Consider the following 21848-nt stretch of genomic DNA (forward strand, 5'->3'; position numbering starts at 1 on the left):
TTATAAGTAAGTCGCTTTTTATTAAATAAATTGTCATATAAAATTCAAAATCATATTAGAAAAAATACTTATTTAGAATAATTATCTTTACGTACTTATTATTAGTTGTTATAATTGGAAACAAATGTTCTTGAAAAAGATTCTCATTTATAAAATTGAGGTGTTATATAGATGAAAAAGAAAAAAATAGGTTTACTCGTAATGGCGTATGGAACGCCGGATTCATTAGATGAAGTAGAGGCATATTATACACATATTCGTCATGGGCGTAAGCCGTCCGAAGAAGCACTCCAAGATTTAATTGGACGTTATAAAGCGATTGGTGGAATTTCACCGCTTGCAAAAATTACGAAAGAGCAAGCGCATAAATTAACAGACTCAATGAATAATATGTTTACAGAGTATGAATTTAATTGTTACTTAGGCTTAAAACATACTGCTCCGTTTATAGAAGATGCAGTAGAAGAGATGAAGCGCGATGGAATTGAGCAAGCGATTAGTATCGTATTAGCGCCGCATTATTCTACCTTTAGCATTAAGGCATATAACGAGCGTGCAATTCGTCTCTCGGAGGAAATAGGTGGTCCTGTTATTGAGCCGATTGACCAATGGTACGATGAACCGAAGTTTATTTCGTATTGGGCAGATCAAATAAAAGAAACATTTACAAAAATTGAAGATAAAGAGAAAGCGGTCGTAATTTTTTCAGCGCATAGTTTACCAGAAAAAATTATTGCAGCAGGTGATCCTTATGTGGAGCAATTGCAACATACAGCGGATTTAATCGCAGCAGCTGCAAATATTCAAAACTATACAATTGGTTGGCAAAGTGCCGGCAATACATCTGATCCATGGATTGGACCGGATGTACAAGATTTAACGAGAGATTTATTTGAAAATCATAGATATGAAGCTTTCATATATTGCCCAGTCGGTTTTGTGGCAGAGCATTTAGAAGTTTTATATGACAACGATTACGAGTGTAAAGTTGTGACGGATGAATTAAATGCTACGTATTTTAGACCAAATATGCCGAATGCACAATCTATATTTATTGATTGTTTAGCTACAATTGTTTCCAAAAAAATGAAAGAAATAGTTGACAAAGAACTAATTTTGAATAATAATTAATTTATAATAATTTTAAATAAATAATAATTACTATGAAAGAAAGAGGAGGATCCCCCTAGATGAATCCAAATAATCGCTTAACAACAAACCAAGGTGCTCCGGTCGGAGATAACCAAAATTCTCGTACAGCTGGTCGCCGTGGACCAGTATTATTAGAAGACTATCATTTAGTAGAAAAACTAGCTCACTTTGATCGTGAACGTATTCCAGAGCGTGTTGTGCATGCACGTGGTGCAGGTGCTCACGGTGTATTCGTAACGAAAAACAGCATGAAGAAATATACGAAAGCAGCATTTTTACAAAATGAAGGAACTGAAACACCTGTGTTTGTTCGTTTTTCAACGGTTATTCATGGTCAAGGTTCTCCTGAAACAGCACGTGATCCACGTGGGTTCGCTGTTAAATTTTATACAGAAGAAGGAAACTATGATATCGTAGGTAATCATTTACCGGTCTTCTTCATTCGTGATGCAATTAAATTCCCTGATATGGTGCATTCTTTAAAACCAGCACCTGATACAAATATTCAAACACCAGATCGTTACTGGGATTTCATGACGTTAAGTCCAGAATCTACACATATGATGACATGGGTATTTTCTGATTACGGTACACCAGCAAGTTATCGTGAAATGGAAGGTTTCGGTGTACATTCATTTAAGTGGATTAATGCAGAAGGTAAAATCGTCTACATTAAATATCACTGGAAACCACAGCAAGGTGTACGTAACTTAAATGCAAAAGAAGTGCAAGAAGTACAAGGAAAAGACTTTAACCATGCAACTCGTGACTTATTCGATGCAATCGAAAAAGGGAATTATCCAAAGTGGGATTTACACGTACAAGTGATGCAACTAGAAGAAACGGATTCTTTAGATTTCGATCCGTTAGATCCAACGAAAGTTTGGCCAGAAGATCGTTTCCCGTTAATGGAAGTAGGGACAATGACGTTAAATCGTAACCCGAAAAACTTCTTTGCGGAAGTAGAACAAGTGGCGTTCTCTCCAAGTGCAACTGTAAATGGTATTGAACCATCTGAAGATAAATTATTACAAGGTCGTTTATTCTCTTATCCAGATACACAGCGTTATCGCCTTGGTGCAAACTACTTACAAATTCCTGTAAACTGCCCATATGCAGCTGTTCATAACCAACAACGTGATGGTGCGATGCAAATAAATCAAAACCCATCTACAATCAACTACGAACCGAGCCGTCATGCTGAAAATCCAGTTGAAGACCCAGCTTACCGCGATTCAACTATGAAAGTAGAAGGCTATGTATCTCGTGAGAAAATTGACAAACCAAATGATTTCAAACAAGCAGGTGAGCGTTACCGTTCATTCTCTAAAGAAGAGCAAGACAACTTAATTGCAAACTTAACAAATGACTTAAAAGACGTAAATGAACGTACGAAATTACTAGCTGTATGTAACTTCTTCCGTGCAGATCAAGAGTACGGTATGCGTTTAGCGCAAGCATTAAACGTTGATATTACGCAATATGTAGGAAATGCTCCGAAATAAATTGGAAAAGACGACTGTTATGAAACGGTCGTCTTTTTTGTTTATGCAAAGTTACACGCGGGTATTCTTCAGTTTCGTTATGTCGGAATTTGTTGGTAAATCGATATATCGTGTCGAAACGTCGATATATTGAAATAATCGCTGATATATTTGAAAAATCGTCGATATATCCGAAGAATCGCTGATATATTTATATTAATACCGCTCAGGGTATGCTGCCGGCAAGTCTAATAAAAAGAGATGCAATCTACTATCAATAGATTGCATCTCTTTTTTTAGTTCACTCGCTCAGTATACTCATAAGCTTTCTCCCCATGCATCGAAATATCAAGTCCCATATGTTCCTCGTGCTCATCTACCCGGACAGGGAGGAAGAAGTTAATTGCTTTAATAATCGCGTACGTCATTATAATTGTGAACGCATATGTTGCGCCGATTGCTACAAGTTGTTTCAACAGCAGCGCGGCGTTCCCGTAAAATAATCCGTTAGCGCCATCGCCGTTTACTGCAGTAGTTGCAAATAGTCCTGTCGCAATACCGCCCCAAGTTCCGCCGATGCCGTGACATCCGAATGCATCGAGTGTATCGTCGTATCCGAATTTTGTTTTTAAGAAAAAGACCGCTCCGAAGCATAATACGCCGCCAATTGCTCCGATAAGAAGAGCGGAGAAAGGTGTAACGAACCCACAAGCTGGTGTAATAGCGACTAGACCAGAAACAACGCCGCAAGCAGCTCCCATCGCGGTCGGTTTTGATTGGAAGAACCACTCTGAAAGCATCCAAGTTAATGCGGAGGCAGCGGCAGCTATATTTGTATTAATAAATGCAGTTAAAGCTACATCATTTAAAGATAATGCGCTTCCGACGTTAAAACCGAACCAGCCGAACCATAGTAGCCCAGCGCCTAACATTGTAAATGGTAAATGATGAGGAGACGAACCGTTTATGTTTTTGCGTTTTCCAAGGAAAATAGCTAATACGAGGCCAGCCACGCCAGATGTAATATGAACGACATTACCGCCAGCGAAGTCTAATGCGCCAAGTTCTCTTAGCCATCCACCAACGCCCCATACCCAATGAGCGACAGGATTGTAAACGATTGTTGTCCATAGAAGGATGAAAATAAGGAAAGCTGAAAATCGCATTCTTTCGGCAAATGCTCCTGAAATTAGAGCGGGGGTTAGAATAGCAAACATGAGTTGAAACATCATAAATAAATTGTGAGGAATAGTAGATGAGTAGTCTGGATTTGGTGCGTAGCTAACTCCGTTTAAACCGAACCAATCGAGTGTGCCGATAAGTCCGTGCCAATCTGGTCCGAATGATAAAGAATAACCAATGACAATCCATTGAATCGAAACGATAGCCATTGCGCTATAACTATGCATTGTTGTACTGAGTACGTTTTTGCTGCGAACCATACCCCCATAAAAAAGTGCTAATCCTGGTGTCATTAACATGACCATTACTGTCGCTACAAACATAAAAACCGTATCTCCTGTATTCATTCTCTCTCCTCCTATAATGTTAGAAAAAATAACATCAATTTGTTATGTTTCATATCATATTCGAAATAAAAAGGAAAATCAACTAAAAATTCAGAAAATTTTATGTGTAATGTTAGAAAACCTAACATTTATTAATTTGATAAGAATGAAATCAACGTATGCGATTCGTTTGGATAATTGGTATAATATTCTTACAATTAAAATACATGGGGGATGCGTGTGGGGAAAATACATACTAGGAAACTATTCATTTGTTTTTGTTTAGCTGTCGTTTTGTTTGTACCAATACATACATTTGCAGACGAAAAAAGAGAGTGGCGAGACGAAGTTATATATTCCATTATGATTGATCGTTTTAATAATGGGGAACCGAAAAATGACAAACAGTTAGAAGTTGGCAATTTAGAAGGATATCAGGGCGGAGATATAAGAGGTATTATAAAAAGACTGGATTACATAAAAAAAATGGGATTTACTACTGTTATGCTTTCGCCGCTTTTTGAAAGTGTAAAATACGATGGGTTAGACGTGCGCAATTTTCAGAAGGTAAATGAACATTTCGGAACAGAAAATGATGTGAAAGAACTTTTGCAAGAAGCACATGCAAAAGGAATGAAAGTTGTATTTCAATTTCCACTTGGTGAAAACGAACAACAAGTAATCGACTCGATGAAATGGTGGCTCAAAGAAGTTGATTTAGATGCAAGTTATGTAATACATAGTGAAAAAAAATCACCTGCTTTTTGGGATGATGTGCAAAAAGATATGCAAGTGATAAAGAAAGATTTTCGAGTTATGACAAAAGAAGATAGTGAATACAACGAAAAAATAGTAGATGCGTTTTCCAAAGCGGACGTATCGGTGAAACCTTTATATGATGTAAGTAAAAAAGACGGAGCAGCCGCTACATTTTTAGATAATCAAGATACAAAAAGATTTGCTCGTATTGCAAAAGAGAATATGAATTATCCACCATCTCGTTTGAAACTAGCTCTTACATATTTATTAACAACACCAGGTATTCCGAATTTTTATTACGGAACTGAAATTGCATTGGATGGAGGAGGTACGCCAGATAATAGACGATTAATGGACTTCAAATCAGATGAAAAGTTTATGCAACATATAACGAAACTCGGTGAGCTTAGACAAGCGAGGCCATCTTTACGCCGCGGTACGTTTGAGCTTCTATACGATAAAGATGGAATGAGTGTAATAAAGAGAAAGTATAAAGATGAAGTGACAGTAGTAGCGATTAATAATACGAAAGAAACACAAAAAGTTGCTTTACCTGCAAGTGCGATTGGTGAAAAACAAGAGCTAAGGGGATTGTTAGAAGATGAAATTATAAGAGAAGAAAACGGAAAATTTTATCTCGTTTTAAAGCGTGAGGAATCGAATGTGTATAAAGTTAACGGGGAAACAGGTGTGAATTGGCTATTTATTTCTTTAATCGTCGGTGTGAACGTATTGTTTATTGCTTTTTTAATTGTGGTTAAAAAGAGGCGGAAATAAGGGGAGATTCTCTTTTATGTTCAATTAAAAGTGCGTGATGAGGTGAGATGTTTAAGTCTTCTTATCGTATTCGTAATTCTGTATTTTGGGGATAACAGTGACGATGGGGAATTTGTTTGGTGGGACAGGCTAAGGAGAAAACTTTCTCTCTAGTCTGTTTTTCTTTGAAGTAAGACTCTCACCTCGAAATGCAATTGAGCAAAGAAGTAAAAAAATCGATAGAAGCAACAATAATTGAAAATATACTAATTTTACATTACATTAAAGGGTGAAAAGTATTTTGTTACTCATTGAGGGCTATATTTGAGGAGGAAAAATGGAATTTTACGATTTGGGTATTACCATTAAAGAACTTAGAATGAAAAAGAATATATCACAATCTGAATTGTGTCATGGAATATGTTCGCAAAGTCAAATTAGCAAAATAGAAAAAGGTATCATTTATCCATCTAGCGTATTGTTATATCAATTATCTGAAAGACTTGGTATTGATCCAAATCATATTTTCGCACTAACTCAAAACAAAAAACTAAAATATGTAGAAAATGTAAAATGTGTAATGAGAGATTGTACAAAACAAAAACAATATAATGAACTTTATGAAATAGTGAAACAAGAGAAAACCGAAAATAATTTCCAGTTAAAAGAAGATAAACAATTTCTAATATGGCATGAAGCGATTGCTATATTTTATGTGAATAAATCAATAAAAACTGCTTTAAATCTTTTAAATAATGCACTAAAACTAACTGTAACGAATGGTGATTTTTTATCGGAAAGAGAAATAGATATTATGCAGTCGATGGCTATATTTCATTGGGCAAATAAAGAATATGAAAAGAGTATTACTATATTAAGAAGATGTTTAACTGATTTTAACAAGTTAGATTTCCCTAGAGATAAAGAGATTAAATTAAAAATCATTTTTAATTTAGGGAAAATGTTAGGTCATGCAAATCAACATGAAGAGGCAATAAAATACAATGATATGGGTATTAAATTAGCTATTAATCTAAATACTTTATATTTATTAGGCGAATTATACTACGGGAAAGCTTGGAACATGCTAAAGCTGAAACAATGTAATGAAGAAGATGTAGCTGATAATATGAAAAAAGCATTATTTATCTTTGAATTAACAGAAAAAGAAGATCTGATAAAAATAGTTAAAGAAAAATATTTTGAACAACAAAATAAAAAAATCACTCATAATTTCTGATGAACATCTTATTATTCTCTATAAAAAAAGCACCATATGGTGTCTTTTTTATGACTTATATCATCGATTATTACAGTTCGTAGGTTTCTTATACCAAGCTTTGTTGATGTATTTACAATTCGCAGGTGTTGAAGTTTTAGATGTATCCCCAGGTGTAGTTATATTATTAGAACACCCTGCAATATATAGACAGAATGTAGTTAATAAAAAACATAGTATTAATTTCTTCAAATAACCACTTCTAACTCTTTTTAATTAACATTTTTCATAAAATAAATTCCTTACTAATTTTACATTACAGGAAAGGGTGGAAAATATTCTTATACTCATAATTTGTTACATTTGATTGGGGAGGGAGGTTTTTGTTTCGATTTTTAAAAGGTTCTTCTTCATTTATGCATAAAATTTATCCGATTGCCCGTAAGCTTAGACTTTTACAAGCTAAAAAGAAAAACATCCTCTACATAGAGGATGTTTTTCTTTTTAGCGGTAGTTAATAAATTGTACGTCAATTGGTAAATCAGCGCTACGAACTGCTGCGATAACTGCTTGTAAGTCATCACGGCTTTTCGCTGTAACACGTACTTGATCATCTTGTACTTGTGTTTTTACTTTTAATTTCATTTCTTTAATGATGTTGTTAATTTTTTTCGCGTTATCTTTATCGATACCTTGTTGAAGTGTTGCACGTTGGCGAACAGTGTTACCAGCCGCCGCTTCAACTTTTCCGTAATCTAAGTTCTTAATTGGAACGTTACGTTTTACGAGTTTAGAAATAAGAACGTCTTTTACTTGCTCTAATTTGAACTCATCGTCAGAAGTTAAAACAAGTACTTCTTTCTCAAGTTTAATATCACTTTTACTTCCTTTAAAGTCATATCGGTTTTGGATTTCTTTTAATGCAGTGTTAATTGCGTTTGTTACTTCAGGTAATTCTACTTTCGAAACGATGTCAAAAGAACTATCTTTTGCCATAGTTAGCACCTCCAAATAAATTTCTAATCTTTTTATGTACTGTACATACTAAAGTATAGCTGAAAACGAGCTTAGACTTAAGTGTTTTCATGCTTATAATGATGTAACCTCATTTTATTATAGTGAATTTTGGGCAGTTGGACAAATAAAGAGAAAATCGTGTTATAATTAACTTTTGTTTGGAATGATAAAAATATAAAAAGTTAAAAAAGTTCATTTTATATATAGAGAAGGGAATTAAAAAAATATGTATTTACAAATAGGATCGATTGAGCAGGTAACTGTTTTACGCGAAACGGAAATCGGATATATGGTTGGGAATGAAGAAGAAGAAATTTTCCTACATAAAAATGAAGTAGCTGGAGAAATTGAAGAAGGCGATACGATTGATGTATTCTTATATCTTGATCACCAAAATCGTATTTCGGCAACAATGAAGGAACCAATTATTACAACGTATGATTGGAACTGGGTAAAGGTTGTAGAAGTCATTCCTAGTCTAGGTGTGTTTGTTGATATTGGTGTATCAAAAGATATACTAATTCCAGCTGATGAATTCCCAATTTATATGCCAGTATGGCCAGAAGTTGGAGACGAATTATATTGTACGTTAAAATTAACGAATCGTGATCGTTTAATTGCTCTTCCAGCAAGAGATAGTGATATGCAAGAAATCGTTGTAGATGCGACACCATCTATGCGTAATAAAAACGTAAACGGACGTGTGTATCGTTCACTTCAAGTTGGTTCGTTCGTATTAACAGATGAGCATTTCCGTGCATTTTTACATCATACAGAAAGAAAAGAGCAAGTTCGCATCGGTCAGCGTGTAACGGGACGAATTATTGATGTAAAAGATGACGGTACAATTAACATCTCTCTTCTTCCTCGTAAGGAAGAAGGAATGGAAGATGATGCTGCAGTGATTTATGCATATATGGAAGAACGAGGCGGAGCAATGCCGTTTTGGGATAAGAGCTATCCAGAAGACATTAAAGAACGTTTCAATATGAGTAAAGCTGCATTTAAGCGTGCACTTGGTAAGTTGATGAAAGAAGAAAAGGTTTACCAAGAAGAAGGTTGGACGTACTTTAAGAAATAAAGGAAATAAAAAGCACCACCTTATATTTTACCTATAAGGTGGTGCTTTTTTAATTCCCTTGCTCATGTACAAGAGTGAACGTATCTTTCAACTCACTATCGTTTATTTTAATATTTGCTTTTTTTAATTCATTTTGCAATAGTTTTTTGCCGAATATAGGGTCAGAGATACGTTCTTCTTCTAAGTTTTTGCGAATAGAGTCTTTCACTTCATCATAAGGCTTTAAAGCTTTTTTATCAGTTAATTTAATAATATGATAACCGTTTGGTGATGCAACGGGATTGCTAATTTGTCCGACCTTTAGTTTATAGGCAGCAGTTTCAAATTCAGGTGCCATTCTACCTGAATTGAAGTATCCAAGGTCTCCGCCTTTCTCTTTTGATAGTAGGTCTTGCGATTCTTGTTTTGCTAGTTCTTCAAATGAAGCACCAGCATCTAATTTTTTCTTTATTTCTTTCGCTTCATTTTCGTCACTTACTAAAATATGGCTTGCTTTAATTTCAGGTTTATAGTGGTCTTTCACGTCTTTTTCTGTAATACTTTTCTTAATCGCTTCATTCATAGCAAGTTTGAACTTAATTTGATTTTTGAAATCAGCTTCATCTTTTAAACCATTGTTTTTCAATACGTTTTTAAATTGGTCTCCGTATTGATTTTTCGCTTTTTGTAATTCTTTATCTACATCATCGTCAGATACTTTATATTTTTTCGTGATAACGTCTTGCGCCATCATTTCGTACAGCATGTCTTTTCCGTAACGATCTTTTAACTGTTTTTCGAAGTCGCTCTTCGTAATGGTTGAGTCTGTTGCTGTAGCGACTGTATCTGAGTCGTTTTTTTGTCCACAAGCAGATAGCATTAATATACTTAGTAGTGCAGTAATAATGAAAATGTGTTTCCCTCTCATGCTAACACCTCATCCGAATATGTTATCGCTATTGTAGAATATAGAAGTGAACATGAAGTGAATTTTTAATGTTTTTTCCCTGTAAACTGTAAAAAAGTACACCAACAATATTGTCGGTGTACGATGGAATCAAAGGTGATCAGTCTTTTTAGAATAGGCACGCTTACCTTGTTCTATATTCTTTTGTTCTTGCTCATTTTTTTGCGCGCGTTTTGCATTATTATCGCGTGCTTTTTTGTCGTTATCACTCGTATGTGGCATATGTATCAACTCCATTTCTAAACGTTGTACGTTTATCATTTCCTTTTTCGTAAAGACTATGTATAGCAGTGTACTCATGAATAATGAAGGTGGATTGGAAATGGATTTGAAGTTGAATTATACCGAACTTATAAAGAAGTTAATCGTTGTAATCGTCGCAGGTTTGTTAAATGCGATTGGAATGAATTTATTTTTAACGCCAGCGAAAGTGTATGCAAGTGGCTTTGCTGGATTGTCTCAATTGCTATCACAAATATTAGGTGATTTTTTATCTATTCACATATCAACCGGGGTATTATTTAGCTTGTTTAACATTCCAGTCGTTATTTTAGCCTGGAAAAAGGTTGGAAAGGCCTTTACTTTCTTTAGTTTTCTTTGCGTTATCTTTATGACTATGTTTTTAGAAATTATCCCAGTTAGAGCAGTTTCAAACGACATCATATTAAATGCGATTTTTGGTGGGCTTATTTCAGCAATCGGGGTAGGGATTGCGTTGAAGTGGGGGGCTTCTACAGGTGGTTTAGATATAATCGCCATGATTTTATCAAAGATTAAAGACAAGCCTGTCGGTACGTATTTTTTCTTCTTTAATGCACTGATCATTATCGCTGCCGGCTATGTGTATGGATGGGAAAAAGCATTATATACTTTAGTGACTTTGTATGTGTCAACGCGAATCATCGATGCAATTCATACGCGTCATGTGAAGATTACGGCGTTAATCGTTACGAAGAATGGGGCGGATGTACGAAAGGCGATTCACTCACGCTTAGTGAGGGGGATTACAACTATACCAGCAACTGGTGCTTATACGAATGAAAATAAGGAAATGTTAATGATTGTTATTACTCGTTACGAACTGTACGAATTAGAGAGGGTTATTAAACAAGTGGACCCAGGTGCATTTACAAACGTACTGCAAACGGTTGGGGTGTTCGGATTGTTTCGAAAAGATTAAAGAGGACCAAAGCTGGTCCTCTTTTTTAATGTGCATTCGTAATGTTTTGCAACTGCTCTTGCATTTCACGTAGCTGAGCTTTTTCAGCTGTTGAAGAGTTTGCGTATGCAGAGTGCAAAGCGTTTTTGGCTCTATATACGAGATCTTGTTGCTCGGCACCGCTTGAACAAGATACGGCATTTGCAACAGCATCTCTAGCTTGTTGAAATAGTAAGTTCCCCATTTAGACCCCTCCAAAAGAAGAGTTACTTCTCGCTTTTTCTGCCTCAGCTAATGTACCTCGGTACGGGAATCTTGCATCATGCTTCATAACAGCATCGGCTCCTTGTTGGATAAAACGTTTTGATTTATTCTTTTTACCCATTCGAAAAACCCCCTTTATTTAGCTGAAAACAATCGACGCGCTAACTTTTGCGTCTAATGATAGTATGAGCGTTTGGCGAGAAACTATAAGTAGGGAATTTTTAGATTACAACCCAAGAACCTCTTCTAAATATAGTGCAATGCCATCTTCTTCGTTCGTTAGCGTCGTATGGTTTGCGAGCGATTTTAATTCAGGGATGGCATTTCCCATTGCGATGCCGTGACCAGCAAATTCAATCATTTCAAAGTCGTTATCTTCATCACCGAAAGCGATAATTCGCTCTTGTGGAATGTTGTAATGACTAGAAATTTTTTGTAGTCCAACGGCTTTATTTAATCCGCTTTTTACAATTTCAATAATCGGCCAAGGTGCGCCCCATTTTCTATGGTCAATTACTTCAGCATGCATATCAGTTAAATGTTGACGAATTGCACTGGAATGCTCGTCATGTGCGTCAATTAATAAGCAAGTTGGATGATCGTTTAAAATATTTAATAAGTCTCCTGTAAAAATGTTTGGAGAACCGAATTCAAAAATATGTTTTTTATCTTCATCAATTTCACGAACATACACATCATCCATTACTTCAGCGTATATATTTTTTACGCCAAAATCAAAGCAAGCTCGGACAATTTCTTGCGCTGTTGCTAGCTCAAGAGGAGAGTGATGTGTGCCCCACTTTGAATCAAGAGGGTGATGTACGTAAGCGCCATTAAAGTTTACGATTGGTGTATTTAAACCAAGTTCTTTATAGTAATCATAACTAGCGCGGAATGGACGTCCTGTTGAAATAACGACAATATGTCCTTGTTCCTTTGCTTTTGCAATTGTATGTTTCGTTCGAGTGGAAATTATTTTGTTGTCTGTTAATAAAGTGCCGTCTAAGTCTAGTGCGATTAAATGCTGTTTGTTCATAATTTCACCTCTTATAATAATTTATTTTTGTTTCTATCTGTATTTCCGTTTTAATATGCAGAAATAAGAGGTTAAGCTGGGTGAGACCACCAAAGATGGAAACTTCACTATATATCCATCTTACGTCGCAAAGTGTTACGGTGTCTACTATTTCTCGCTGGAAATTAAGAAAAGTCAACATCTTTTTAGAAAGTTCAAACAATGTTTCTTTCATTATGGACAAATTGTGAAAAGGGTTACATTGTTCGTAGGATGAGGCTTATAATGAACATGTAATCTTCTCGTATATGTTTGACTCTCCTTTGAAACTGGCCTATAGTAGGTTGGTTTCTTTTTTTTCTACAAATAGGGAAGAAATCCCTGCTTTAAGCTTGTGTCATTCATGTATATGTACAAGAATGAAATGTAGTACTTGTTTCCTAAACATGACAGACAAGCTTTCTTTTAAAATGGATATACTAATGAGGCAAAGACGTCATGGAAGGAGAATGGAAATGGGGCAAAATCGTAGGTTTCGTTCTGGACAAAAAGCGCCGAATGATGGCATTTACGTAGAAATTGGTGAAACGGGAAGTATGGTGAAAGATCCGCAAATGGTAAAATTAACTGCTGGTGAAAAGTTTCCAGATAACACAAATCATAACCGCCAGTGGACATATAAAAGAAAACCGTAAAAGAAGCCGCAATTATTATTGCGGCTTTTTTGTCGTCATCCATTTTAATTTCATTTACCGTATATTTTTCAGTCGTATCATGCATGCTCCCTTTTTCTTTTTCTAATAATAAGTTTGAAAATACATAATCAAAATTATTGTATAAAAAAGTCAGTTGGCGTATAATCAAATCAAAGGTCAAAGAAAGTCAAACATTTGGAGGACTGTAAAGATGGACTTAAATCAAATGACAACAAAAACACAAGAGGCGATTATGAGTGCTCAATCTTTAGCGGTATCTCATCATCATCAAGAAGTAGATACTGTTCATCTCTTGTTTACATTATTAGAAGAGCAAGATGGGCTAGCAGTACGTATTTTTCAAAAAATGAATGTCGATATAGAAGCGTTAAAACAAGGTGCTGAAGGTTTAATTAAGAAAAAGCCCTCTGTAACGGGAAGCGGTGCAGAAGCAGGTAAATTATATATAACAGGTGCTTTGCAACAACTGCTTGTAAGAGCAGGAAAAGAAGCAGAAAAATTGCAAGATGATTACATTTCAGTTGAACATGTATTACTTGCTTTTACTGAAGAAAAAGGCGATATAAACCAATTATTTACAAGATTTCATATTACGAAAGATAACTTATTACAGTCTTTAATGACAGTTCGGGGGAATCAAAGAGTGACTAGTCAAAATCCAGAAGCAACTTATGAAGCGTTAGAAAAATATGGTCGTGATTTAGTGGCGGAAGTAAGAGCGGGGAAAATTGACCCTGTTATCGGCCGCGATAGTGAAATTCGCCGCGTAATCCGCATTCTTTCACGTAAAACGAAAAACAACCCAGTTTTAATTGGTGAACCAGGTGTTGGTAAAACAGCAATTGTTGAAGGGTTAGCACAGCGTATTGTGAAAAAGGATGTACCTGAAGGATTAAAAGATAGAACAATTTTTGCATTAGATATGAGTGCGCTTGTAGCTGGAGCGAAATTCCGCGGTGAGTTTGAGGAGCGTCTCCAAGCTGTATTAAATGAAATTAAAAAGAGTGAAGGTCGTATTTTACTATTCATTGATGAACTTCACACAATCGTCGGCGCTGGTAAAACAGAAGGCGCAATGGATGCAGGAAATATGTTAAAACCGATGCTTGCGCGTGGTGAACTGCATTGTATCGGGGCGACGACGTTAGATGAATATCGTAAATATATTGAGAAAGATCCAGCGCTAGAAAGACGTTTCCAACAAGTATTAGCAGAAGAACCAACTGTTGAAGATACAATTTCCATTTTACGTGGTTTAAAAGAGCGCTTTGAAATTTATCACGGTGTAAATATTCATGACCGCGCGATTGTAGCAGCATCAGTTTTATCAGATCGATATATTTCGGACCGTTTCTTACCAGATAAAGCAATTGATCTTGTCGATGAAGCGTGTGCAACAATTCGTACAGAAATCGATTCTATGCCGACAGAATTAGATGAAGTAACGCGCCGCATTATGCAGCTAGAAATTGAAGAAGCGGCTCTTGGAAAAGAAAAGGACTTTGGTAGCCAAGAACGTCTAAAAACGTTGCAACGTGAATTATCGGATTTAAAAGAAGTTGCAAGTGGTATGAGAGCCAAATGGGAGAAAGAAAAAGAAGATATTCACAAAGTTCGTGACTTACGTGAACATTTAGAGCGTCTGCGCCGTGAATTAGAAGAAGCAGAAGGTAATTACGATTTAAATAGAGCAGCGGAACTTCGCCACGGAAAAATTCCTGCAATTGAAAAAGAGTTAAAAGAAGCAGAAGAAATGGGCGCGCATAATAAACAAGAAAATCGTTTATTACGTGAGGAAGTAAGTGAAGAAGAGATTGCTGATATTGTTTCACGCTGGACTGGTATTCCTGTCGCAAAACTCGTTGAAGGTGAACGTGAGAAATTATTACGATTAGAGCAAATTTTATCAGAGCGTGTCATCGGACAAGAGGAAGCGGTAAGCTTAGTATCAGACGCAGTTCTTCGTGCGCGCGCAGGTATCAAAGACCCGAACCGTCCGATTGGTTCCTTCATTTTCTTAGGACCTACTGGTGTTGGTAAAACAGAACTTGCAAAAACGTTAGCGCAGTCATTATTCGATAGTGAAGAACAAATGATTCGTATTGATATGTCTGAGTATATGGAGAAACACGCGGTGTCACGCTTAATTGGTGCGCCTCCTGGATATGTTGGATATGAAGAGGGCGGTCAATTAACAGAAGCGGTAAGACGTAAACCGTATTCGGTTATTTTATTAGACGAAATCGAAAAAGCACATCCAGAAGTATTCAACATTTTATTACAAATGTTAGATGACGGTCGCATTACAGATTCGCAAGGACGTACAGTAGACTTTAAAAACACAGTTATTATTATGACTTCAAATATTGGATCTGCTCATTTATTAGATGGATTAGAAGATGATGGCTCCATTAAAGAGGAATCAAGAGAGCTTGTAATGGGACAATTAAGAGGACATTTCCGACCAGAGTTTTTAAACCGTGTCGACGAAATTATTTTATTCAAACCTCTTACAACGAATGAAATTAAAGGTATTGTTGATAAAATTGTAAAAGAATTACAAGGTCGTTTAGCTGACCGTCACATTACGGTAGAATTAACAGACGCAGCGAAAGAGTTTGTTGTCGAAGCTGGCTTCGATCCGATGTACGGAGCCCGTCCATTAAAAAGATATGTACAGCGTCAAGTTGAGACGAAATTAGCGAGAGAATTAATTGCAGGAACGATTACTGATAATAGTCACGTAGTTGTTGATGTAGAAAATAACGAATTAGTCGTTCATGTGAAGTAAAACAAAAAAGAGTTCGGATAAAATCCGGACTCTTTTTTTAGTGTTGTTCTACTGGCTCGTTTGGAATTGCAGCTGCAATTGCTAGTACGAATACTGCAAGAACAACTGAGAAAATAGACGCTTGGTTAAAATCGTATGTACCGCCAGTCATAGAGCCGATTACATAGCTCATCATATGTACAAGCAAGAACGACCAAATTAATGCCCAAATGAAACGCATATTTTACACCTCTATTCGTTCAATCTGTCCTTATTGTAACACAATTGAAAAAAGAATATAGAAAAATATTTGTAGATTTTTCAACGCAAATTTGCATTCCGTTCATACATTATAAAAGAGTACTTTTATACGTTTAGAAAATAAGGCGGGGGAAAAATGAGTATTACGGAACGTTTTTTTTACTTAGAAAAAGAACCATGTGTCATTTATTTACCGGAGAAGCCAAATGGATTTTCTGTCATGCTCCTAGGTGATTACAACTACTTTATTGAGAATGGTACAAGTTTATGGACACAGCATGCGGGTAGATCTTATTTTTTACATGGCCTTATTGAGGAAGGCTATACGGTCTTTTCTTCTAATTTATACGGAAGACATTGGGGAAACGACCAATCTGTTCGTCTAGCGAAACGTCTATATGACGTTGTTCTGAGAAAAGAGACATTAAATGCAAAAATGCACATTATGGCAGATGGTATGGGGGCACTTGTTGCACTTGAAATGATGAACAAATACCCTGAATGTATACGTTCTGTCATTATGTTAAATCCGTGTTTAGATTTACCAGAATATGTGGAGTTTGAGAAAGAGCATAAATTTTTTTACAAGAGACTCTTGAAGGAATTAAGTTTAGCGTATGATGCTAAAGAAGAAGAATTAGAAGCGAAAATAAATAAGAAATCATTTACGCTTCTTCCGTCTTGTGTACCTGTTAAAATTTTTGTATCAACACAAGAAAAAAGAGGAAGAAAACAGCTGCTACGTAAATACGAGAAAATGAGGCAATTGAACCAATGCGATACTTCTGTCTTATTCCATCTGCAAGATGTGAAATATAAAATGGTTAGGCAAACGACTGATTTCTTTAAAAAATATGAAGAAGAATTGTGAAGCTCCCATATACATAAATGAGGAGCTATTTGTTTCAAGGAGAAAGGGTTGGTGGTATGGAACGCGTGCTAATTATAGGTGCACTTACGTTTGTAGGTTATCACCTTGTGAATAAAATGATTGCAGAAGAAGTAGAAGTATATGGTCTTGATTTTGATGAATTCGATAATATGACAAAAATTAATGAAGAGAAGTTATTGTTAATTGGGCGAAATGCGTTATTTACGTATTATTCGATAAGAGATGAAGACGGATGGAGATCCGTAGAGGAAGAGAAATTTGATGCCGTTTACTTTTGTCTGTATGAGCCTAACCAACAAAGTGGCTTTCGAAATGAAAGAGTTATATTACAGTATTTAAAGCGAATGATAAGACTGTGTGAAGAACATAAAGTGAAGTTAAATCTAATTTCTTCTATTGAAGTAGGAAACGTAGATGAGTCCGAAAATAAACGTCTATTTGCGAAAGTGGAAGAAGGATTGAAAAAAGGAGAGGTACAATATAGTGTATTTCGAGTTCCTACATTATATGGGCCATGGCAACCATCTTTTATGATGTATCATCAGCTCATTTTATCAGAACTGGGTGAGAAAGAGTGCCATTATACGAGTGAGGAAAACGCCAGTGATCTACTGTACGTTGAAGATGTATGTGAATACTTATGGGAAAATGGCATGAACGAGGAATATCTCGGTATATATAATTTACTTAGTGGTAAAAAATCATTATGGAAAAAAGGTATGAACCTTTTACGTGCAGAGGATAAAGTGAAAAAAGAGAATCTAGAAGAAAGAGATGGAACAGTAGAGGTTATTTCGATAAAAAGAAATACTCCGTTAGAATACGGTTTAAATAAACAATTGGCACATATGAAAAAATATAAAGAGTTATACGAAGGATAGCGAGCGTGTTACACTATGTATGTGAAAGTTTTAATGGAGAGGAAGAACATAATATGAATGAGAAAAGCATGCAATTTTTACAAATCGCAATGAAGCATTTACCAGAAGCAAAGGCCATTTTAGATGATAATGGAATTGCGCTTGATATGGAGAAAGCTCAACCAGTATTAGAGTTATTGATGAAAGTTATGAACGAAGCATATGAGCTTGGGAAAGCAGATCAAGAATAAAAAGCATAAAAAGCATCTTTTTAAGATGGAAGAGAGGCCCGAACCGTGGATAGAAGCGGTCAGGGCCTTTTTTATTCTCGCCTGGGGGAAAACCAGATATATGAAGAGGCTAAAGAAAAAGTAGTAAGGAAAACTCTCTAGTTTAGAAGGAAAGCAGATCAAGAATAAAAAGCATAAAAAGAATAAAAAGAATAAAAAGCATCTTTTGAGATGGAAGAGAGGCCCGAACCGTGGATAGAAGCGGTCAGGGCCTTTTTTATTCTCGCCTGGGGGAAAACCAGATATATGAAGAGGCTAAAGGAAAAGTAGTGAGGAGAACCCTCTAGTTTAGAAGGAAAGCAGATAAAGAATAAAAATTTAGATGGAAGAGAGGCCTGAACTGTAAGTAGAAACGGTTCGAGCTTTTTTATATTTCGAAAGAACAGGTAAAGGTATGTTTCCGTTTCTTTTCATAAACAATAAGGTGAATAATGCGTTCGCTTTATGTTTTAGCAGAAATATATTCTAGACAAAAATACATTTATGTTTTAAAATTAGTACCAAGTCATAATAATTGATATAAAACGGAGGGCTGCGATGTGAACGTGGGCATTTTAGGGATCGGAAGATATGTGCCGGAAAAAGTAGTCACAAATCACGATTTAGAGAAAATAATGGATACATCCGATGAATGGGTTCGTACGAGAACAGGTATTGCGGAAAGACGCATTGCCGATGATACAATAGATACTTCATATATGGCCGTAGAGGCTTCTAAAAAAGCACTTGAAGATGCAGGGATTAGCGGAGAGGATATCGATCTTATTTTAGTAGCAACAGTAACGCCAGATCGTGCTTTTCCAGCAGTAGCTTGTGTTATTCAAGAAGCGATTGGCGCAAAACATGCAGCTGCAATGGATTTAAGTGCAGCGTGTGCTGGTTTTATGTACGGAATGATTACAGCGCAGCAATTTATTCAAACGGGAACTTATAAAAATATACTAGTAGTTGGTAGTGATAAACTATCTAAAATTGTAGATTGGAACGATCGAAATACAGCAGTACTATTTGGAGACGGAGCCGGTGCGATCGTAATGGGAGCTGTTTCAGAAGGTAAAGGCGTTCTATCTTTCGAATTAGGAGCGGACGGAAGTGGCGGTAAGCATCTTTATCAAGATGAGTATGTTATGATGAATGGCAGAGAAGTCTTTAAATTTGCTGTTCGTCAACTTGGGGATTCTTGTCTTCGCGTTCTAGATAAAGCTGGTCTTACGAAAGAAGATGTGGATTTCTTAGTACCGCATCAAGCGAATATTCGTATTATGGAATCTGCAAGAGAGAGATTAAATTTACCACAAGAAAAGATGAGTATGACAATTGAGAAGTTCGGTAATACATCAGCTTCTTCCATTCCGATTGCAATGGTAGAGGAATTGCAAAACGGACGTATTCAAGATGGTGATTTAATTATACTTGTTGGTTTTGGCGGCGGATTAACATGGGGAGCAGTCGCTCTTCGTTGGGGTAAATAAGGACTGAGAGAAAAAAAGGAGTGTATTTTGTATGGAAAAAAAGAGGGTCGTAATTACAGGACTAGGAGCTGTTACACCGGTCGGTACAGATGTTGAAACAGCGTGGGAAAACATTAAAAAGGGTGTATCTGGAATCGGACGACTTACAAGAATTGATCCGGAACTATTTCCAGCAAAAGTAGCAGCAGAAATTAACGACTTTGAAGTCGAGAAATATATTGATAAAAAAGAAGCGCGTCGTATGGATCGCTTTACACAATATGCAGTAGCAGCAGCGAAAATGGCAGTTGCAGATGCAAAGCTTGAGATTACAGAAGAAAATGGACCTCGAATTGGTGTATGGATTGGTTCTGGTATTGGTGGTATGGAAACATACGAAGAACAATTTAAGATTTTTACTGAGAAAGGCCCGCGCCGCGTGAGCCCATTCTTCGTACCGATGATGATTCCAGATATGGCAGCAGGCCAAGTATCAATCGCAACAGGAGCAAAAGGAATTAACACTTGTTCTGTAACGGCTTGTGCATCTGGTGCAAACTCAATTGGTGATGCGTTTAAAGCAATTCAGCGTGGTGATGCTGATGCAATGATTACAGGTGGAGCAGAGGCGCCGTTAACAAGTATGGCATTCGCAGGATTTAGCTCAGCGAAAGCATTAACATTCAATGAAGATCCAGCAACAGCTTGCCGCCCATTCGATAAAAACCGTAGTGGTTTCGTAATGGGTGAAGGTTCAGGTATTTTAATTCTTGAAGAATTAGAGCACGCATTAGCTCGTGGTGCTCACATTTATGCGGAAATCGCTGGTTACGGTGCAACTGGTGATGCATTCCATATTACAATGCCAGCTCCTGGCGGTGAAGGCGGCGTGCGCGCAATGCGTCAAGCTTTAGCGGATGCAGGTCTACAGCCAGAAGATATTGATTACATTAATGCGCATGGTACAAGTACGGATGCGAATGAAAAGTATGAAACGATGGCAATTAAAGAAACGTTCGGTGAGCATGCGTATAAAGTAGCAATCAGCTCAACGAAATCAATGACAGGTCACTTATTAGGGGCAGCTGGTGCTGTTGAAGCAATCTTCTCTATTAAATCAATTACAGATGGAGTAATTCCTCCAACAATTAACTATGAGACACCAGATCCAGAATGTGACTTAGATTACGTACCGAATAATGCGAGACATCAAGAAGTAAACGCGGTGTTAAGTAATTCATTAGGATTCGGTGGTCATAACGCAGTATTAGTATTTAAAGCGTATAAATAATAGATGAAATAAGGAGTTTTTTCGTAACATATTGCGAAAAAACTCCTTATTTATTTTTACGCCTTTTTCTCCTTTTGCATATACATAAGAAAAAGGAGGGATAAAGATGGGGATTGTTGAAACTGCTGAGTGGTTACATCTATATTATGGACGGCCAGAAAAGCTGTGTGAGAAGTTTACGAAGTATATCCCGCTGCCAAAAGAAAGGTTGTATCGCTTTTTAATTTCTAAAGGTATGTATCGCCCTGTTATGCGAGGAGAACGAGAAATTAAAGAGTTAGAGAAAAAGGAAGTTTGGAAAGAGTTACGTGCGGAGTATGAGAAACTGAAAAATTGGTTAAAAGGTCCAGATGTCCCTGTTTTTATTCTATTATCAGATTCCTATAATCGAACTGTACAAGAAGAGTATAACGGCAGGGCTGGATTATCTATGCGTCACGTTATTTTCTTATTCGTATGTGGGCGGAATTCGGTGGAAGAATTAAAAGTGCTATTGGCGCATGAATATCATCACATATGCAGGTTGCATCAAATTGAGACGAAAGAAACGGAATATACATTACTTGATACGATGATTATGGAAGGGTTAGCTGAGCAAGCGGTAACGGAAAGATATTCAGAAAAAAACAATGCACCGTGGACGACGTATCTTTCAAAAGAAGAGGCTATATATTATTGGAAAAATGTTGTACATGAAAGAATAAGTATAAAGCGAGGAACAAGGGAGCACGACATCTTATTAAATGGATTTCACTCTTATCCGAAGATGCTTGGCTATGCGCTTGGATTTCATATTGTCAAAGATTGTGTAACTTTGCAAGGAGAAGATACACTTTCTTTATTGCCTATAGATGCGAAAGAAATATTAAATAAAGCCAATACATTTCATATATAAAAAAACAGGAGCTCTCTTTCCTGTTTTTTTAGTATTAATAGAAGAAAAAATAATAATTAGAA

Annotated in this window: 22 protein-coding genes; 14 read left to right on the plus strand and 8 right to left on the minus strand. The window is 36.4% G+C overall.

Annotated elements, in window-relative coordinates; translation table 11 throughout:
• Window positions 1-171: 171 nt before the first annotated feature.
• Together hemH and katB are read left to right on the plus strand one after the other, a co-directional pair.
• Complete coding sequence (hemH, locus tag EGX95_RS04665; protein WP_000727364.1) at window positions 172-1131, plus strand: ferrochelatase; 960 nt, start codon at window positions 172-174, stop codon at window positions 1129-1131.
• 59 nt (window positions 1132-1190) lie between these two features.
• Window positions 1191-2657, plus strand: a complete 1467-nt coding sequence (gene katB / locus EGX95_RS04670; protein ID WP_001069153.1) for a catalase KatB — start codon at window positions 1191-1193, stop codon at window positions 2655-2657.
• 275 nt (window positions 2658-2932) lie between these two features.
• On the opposite strand, the gene EGX95_RS04675 is transcribed toward katB, so the two are convergent.
• Window positions 2933-4165, minus strand: coding sequence for an ammonium transporter (locus EGX95_RS04675; RefSeq protein WP_001091650.1), 1233 nt, complete (start codon window positions 4163-4165; stop codon window positions 2933-2935).
• A 213-nt stretch (window positions 4166-4378) separates the two neighbouring features.
• Here EGX95_RS04675 and EGX95_RS04685 point away from each other — a divergent pair, with 213 nt between their 5' ends.
• Complete coding sequence (locus EGX95_RS04685; protein WP_002027227.1) at window positions 4379-5680, plus strand: alpha-amylase family glycosyl hydrolase; 1302 nt, start codon at window positions 4379-4381, stop codon at window positions 5678-5680.
• Between the two features lie 316 nt (window positions 5681-5996).
• The gene (locus EGX95_RS04690) at window positions 5997-6899 is read left to right on the plus strand and encodes a helix-turn-helix domain-containing protein (RefSeq protein ID WP_000397897.1); all 903 of its coding nucleotides are present in this window, start codon (window positions 5997-5999) and stop codon (window positions 6897-6899) included.
• Between the two features lie 483 nt (window positions 6900-7382).
• Here EGX95_RS04690 and EGX95_RS04700 read toward each other — a convergent pair whose 3' ends face one another.
• On the minus strand, window positions 7383-7874 hold the full coding sequence (locus EGX95_RS04700; RefSeq protein WP_001040153.1) for a YajQ family cyclic di-GMP-binding protein: 492 nt from the start codon (window positions 7872-7874) through the stop codon (window positions 7383-7385).
• Between the two features lie 247 nt (window positions 7875-8121).
• Here EGX95_RS04700 and EGX95_RS04705 point away from each other — a divergent pair, with 247 nt between their 5' ends.
• Window positions 8122-8976: a CvfB family protein gene (locus tag EGX95_RS04705; RefSeq protein WP_000281266.1), complete on the plus strand. Its 855-nt coding sequence runs from the start codon at window positions 8122-8124 to the stop codon at window positions 8974-8976.
• Window positions 8977-9025: 49 nt separating this feature from the next.
• Here the strand turns inward: EGX95_RS04705 and prsA are convergent, their stop codons facing one another.
• Together prsA and EGX95_RS04715 are read right to left on the minus strand one after the other, a co-directional pair.
• On the minus strand, window positions 9026-9883 hold the full coding sequence (prsA, locus tag EGX95_RS04710; RefSeq protein ID WP_001214227.1) for a peptidylprolyl isomerase PrsA: 858 nt from the start codon (window positions 9881-9883) through the stop codon (window positions 9026-9028).
• Between the two features lie 129 nt (window positions 9884-10012).
• Window positions 10013-10144: a DUF3941 domain-containing protein gene (locus EGX95_RS04715; RefSeq protein WP_001120845.1), complete on the minus strand. Its 132-nt coding sequence runs from the start codon at window positions 10142-10144 to the stop codon at window positions 10013-10015.
• 100 nt (window positions 10145-10244) lie between these two features.
• Here EGX95_RS04715 and EGX95_RS04720 point away from each other — a divergent pair, with 100 nt between their 5' ends.
• Window positions 10245-11102 (plus strand): YitT family protein, encoded by an 858-nt coding sequence (locus EGX95_RS04720; protein ID WP_000364453.1) that lies wholly within the window; start codon window positions 10245-10247, stop codon window positions 11100-11102.
• A 25-nt stretch (window positions 11103-11127) separates the two neighbouring features.
• On the opposite strand, the gene EGX95_RS04725 is transcribed toward EGX95_RS04720, so the two are convergent.
• The 3 genes from EGX95_RS04725 to EGX95_RS04735 all read right to left on the minus strand — a co-directional run bounded on the left by EGX95_RS04725 (window position 11128) and on the right by EGX95_RS04735 (window position 12381).
• Window positions 11128-11325, minus strand: coding sequence for a DUF3813 domain-containing protein (locus tag EGX95_RS04725; RefSeq protein ID WP_000527391.1), 198 nt, complete (start codon window positions 11323-11325; stop codon window positions 11128-11130).
• Window positions 11326-11466, minus strand: a complete 141-nt coding sequence (locus EGX95_RS04730; RefSeq protein WP_000516816.1) for a hypothetical protein — start codon at window positions 11464-11466, stop codon at window positions 11326-11328.
• A 105-nt stretch (window positions 11467-11571) separates the two neighbouring features.
• Window positions 11572-12381: a Cof-type HAD-IIB family hydrolase gene (locus EGX95_RS04735; protein WP_001041235.1), complete on the minus strand. Its 810-nt coding sequence runs from the start codon at window positions 12379-12381 to the stop codon at window positions 11572-11574.
• 494 nt (window positions 12382-12875) lie between these two features.
• Between EGX95_RS04735 and EGX95_RS04740 the strand changes: the two genes are divergently transcribed.
• Window positions 12876-13055: a YjzC family protein gene (locus tag EGX95_RS04740; protein ID WP_000531421.1), complete on the plus strand. Its 180-nt coding sequence runs from the start codon at window positions 12876-12878 to the stop codon at window positions 13053-13055.
• A gap of 211 nt (window positions 13056-13266) precedes the next feature.
• The gene (clpB, locus tag EGX95_RS04745; protein WP_000365370.1) at window positions 13267-15867 is read left to right on the plus strand and encodes an ATP-dependent chaperone ClpB; all 2601 of its coding nucleotides are present in this window, start codon (window positions 13267-13269) and stop codon (window positions 15865-15867) included.
• A 37-nt stretch (window positions 15868-15904) separates the two neighbouring features.
• Here clpB and EGX95_RS04750 read toward each other — a convergent pair whose 3' ends face one another.
• Window positions 15905-16087, minus strand: coding sequence for a YjzD family protein (locus EGX95_RS04750; protein WP_001211114.1), 183 nt, complete (start codon window positions 16085-16087; stop codon window positions 15905-15907).
• A gap of 156 nt (window positions 16088-16243) precedes the next feature.
• Here EGX95_RS04750 and EGX95_RS04755 point away from each other — a divergent pair, with 156 nt between their 5' ends.
• The 6 genes from EGX95_RS04755 to EGX95_RS04780 all read left to right on the plus strand — a co-directional run bounded on the left by EGX95_RS04755 (window position 16244) and on the right by EGX95_RS04780 (window position 21786).
• On the plus strand, window positions 16244-16978 hold the full coding sequence (locus EGX95_RS04755) for a lipase family protein (protein ID WP_000028698.1): 735 nt from the start codon (window positions 16244-16246) through the stop codon (window positions 16976-16978).
• A gap of 29 nt (window positions 16979-17007) precedes the next feature.
• The gene (locus EGX95_RS04760; protein ID WP_000486161.1) at window positions 17008-17880 is read left to right on the plus strand and encodes an NAD-dependent epimerase/dehydratase family protein; all 873 of its coding nucleotides are present in this window, start codon (window positions 17008-17010) and stop codon (window positions 17878-17880) included.
• Window positions 17881-17933: 53 nt separating this feature from the next.
• Window positions 17934-18110, plus strand: a complete 177-nt coding sequence (locus EGX95_RS04765) for a ComZ family protein (protein WP_009879752.1) — start codon at window positions 17934-17936, stop codon at window positions 18108-18110.
• Between the two features lie 578 nt (window positions 18111-18688).
• Window positions 18689-19621, plus strand: a complete 933-nt coding sequence (gene fabH, locus EGX95_RS04770) for a beta-ketoacyl-ACP synthase III (RefSeq protein WP_001100543.1) — start codon at window positions 18689-18691, stop codon at window positions 19619-19621.
• A 31-nt stretch (window positions 19622-19652) separates the two neighbouring features.
• Window positions 19653-20891 carry a beta-ketoacyl-ACP synthase II gene (gene fabF, locus EGX95_RS04775; RefSeq protein WP_000412651.1) on the plus strand — a complete coding sequence of 413 codons (1239 nt, stop codon included), beginning with the start codon at window positions 19653-19655 and terminating at the stop codon, window positions 20889-20891.
• Window positions 20892-20997: 106 nt separating this feature from the next.
• Entirely contained in the window at window positions 20998-21786 is a 789-nt protein-coding gene (locus EGX95_RS04780; protein WP_000513292.1) for a DUF2268 domain-containing putative Zn-dependent protease, read from the plus strand.
• The last annotated feature ends 62 nt before the right edge of the window (window positions 21787-21848 follow it).

It is taken from the genome of Bacillus sp. FDAARGOS_527, from assembly GCF_003812125.1.
GTDB classification, from domain to species: Bacteria; Bacillota; Bacilli; order Bacillales; family Bacillaceae_G; genus Bacillus_A; species Bacillus_A paranthracis.

Excerpts from the sequence above, each read along its gene's own strand:
- hemH (WP_000727364.1), top strand. The coding sequence starts at position 172 with ATGAAAAAGAAAAAAATAGGTTTACTCGTAATGGCGTATGGAACGCCG.
- katB (WP_001069153.1), top strand. The coding sequence starts at position 1,191 with ATGAATCCAAATAATCGCTTAACAACAAACCAAGGTGCTCCGGTCGGA.
- EGX95_RS04675 (WP_001091650.1), bottom strand. The coding sequence starts at position 4,165 with ATGAATACAGGAGATACGGTTTTTATGTTTGTAGCGACAGTAATGGTC.
- EGX95_RS04685 (WP_002027227.1), top strand. The coding sequence starts at position 4,379 with ATGCGTGTGGGGAAAATACATACTAGGAAACTATTCATTTGTTTTTGT.
- EGX95_RS04690 (WP_000397897.1), top strand. The coding sequence starts at position 5,997 with ATGGAATTTTACGATTTGGGTATTACCATTAAAGAACTTAGAATGAAA.
- EGX95_RS04700 (WP_001040153.1), bottom strand. The coding sequence starts at position 7,874 with ATGGCAAAAGATAGTTCTTTTGACATCGTTTCGAAAGTAGAATTACCT.
- EGX95_RS04705 (WP_000281266.1), top strand. The coding sequence starts at position 8,122 with ATGTATTTACAAATAGGATCGATTGAGCAGGTAACTGTTTTACGCGAA.
- prsA (WP_001214227.1), bottom strand. The coding sequence starts at position 9,883 with ATGAGAGGGAAACACATTTTCATTATTACTGCACTACTAAGTATATTA.
- EGX95_RS04715 (WP_001120845.1), bottom strand. The coding sequence starts at position 10,144 with ATGCCACATACGAGTGATAACGACAAAAAAGCACGCGATAATAATGCA.
- EGX95_RS04720 (WP_000364453.1), top strand. The coding sequence starts at position 10,245 with ATGGATTTGAAGTTGAATTATACCGAACTTATAAAGAAGTTAATCGTT.
- EGX95_RS04725 (WP_000527391.1), bottom strand. The coding sequence starts at position 11,325 with ATGGGGAACTTACTATTTCAACAAGCTAGAGATGCTGTTGCAAATGCC.
- EGX95_RS04730 (WP_000516816.1), bottom strand. The coding sequence starts at position 11,466 with ATGGGTAAAAAGAATAAATCAAAACGTTTTATCCAACAAGGAGCCGAT.
- EGX95_RS04735 (WP_001041235.1), bottom strand. The coding sequence starts at position 12,381 with ATGAACAAACAGCATTTAATCGCACTAGACTTAGACGGCACTTTATTA.
- EGX95_RS04740 (WP_000531421.1), top strand. The coding sequence starts at position 12,876 with ATGGGGCAAAATCGTAGGTTTCGTTCTGGACAAAAAGCGCCGAATGAT.
- clpB (WP_000365370.1), top strand. The coding sequence starts at position 13,267 with ATGGACTTAAATCAAATGACAACAAAAACACAAGAGGCGATTATGAGT.
- EGX95_RS04750 (WP_001211114.1), bottom strand. The coding sequence starts at position 16,087 with ATGCGTTTCATTTGGGCATTAATTTGGTCGTTCTTGCTTGTACATATG.
- EGX95_RS04755 (WP_000028698.1), top strand. The coding sequence starts at position 16,244 with ATGAGTATTACGGAACGTTTTTTTTACTTAGAAAAAGAACCATGTGTC.
- EGX95_RS04765 (WP_009879752.1), top strand. The coding sequence starts at position 17,934 with ATGAATGAGAAAAGCATGCAATTTTTACAAATCGCAATGAAGCATTTA.
- fabF (WP_000412651.1), top strand. The coding sequence starts at position 19,653 with ATGGAAAAAAAGAGGGTCGTAATTACAGGACTAGGAGCTGTTACACCG.
- EGX95_RS04780 (WP_000513292.1), top strand. The coding sequence starts at position 20,998 with ATGGGGATTGTTGAAACTGCTGAGTGGTTACATCTATATTATGGACGG.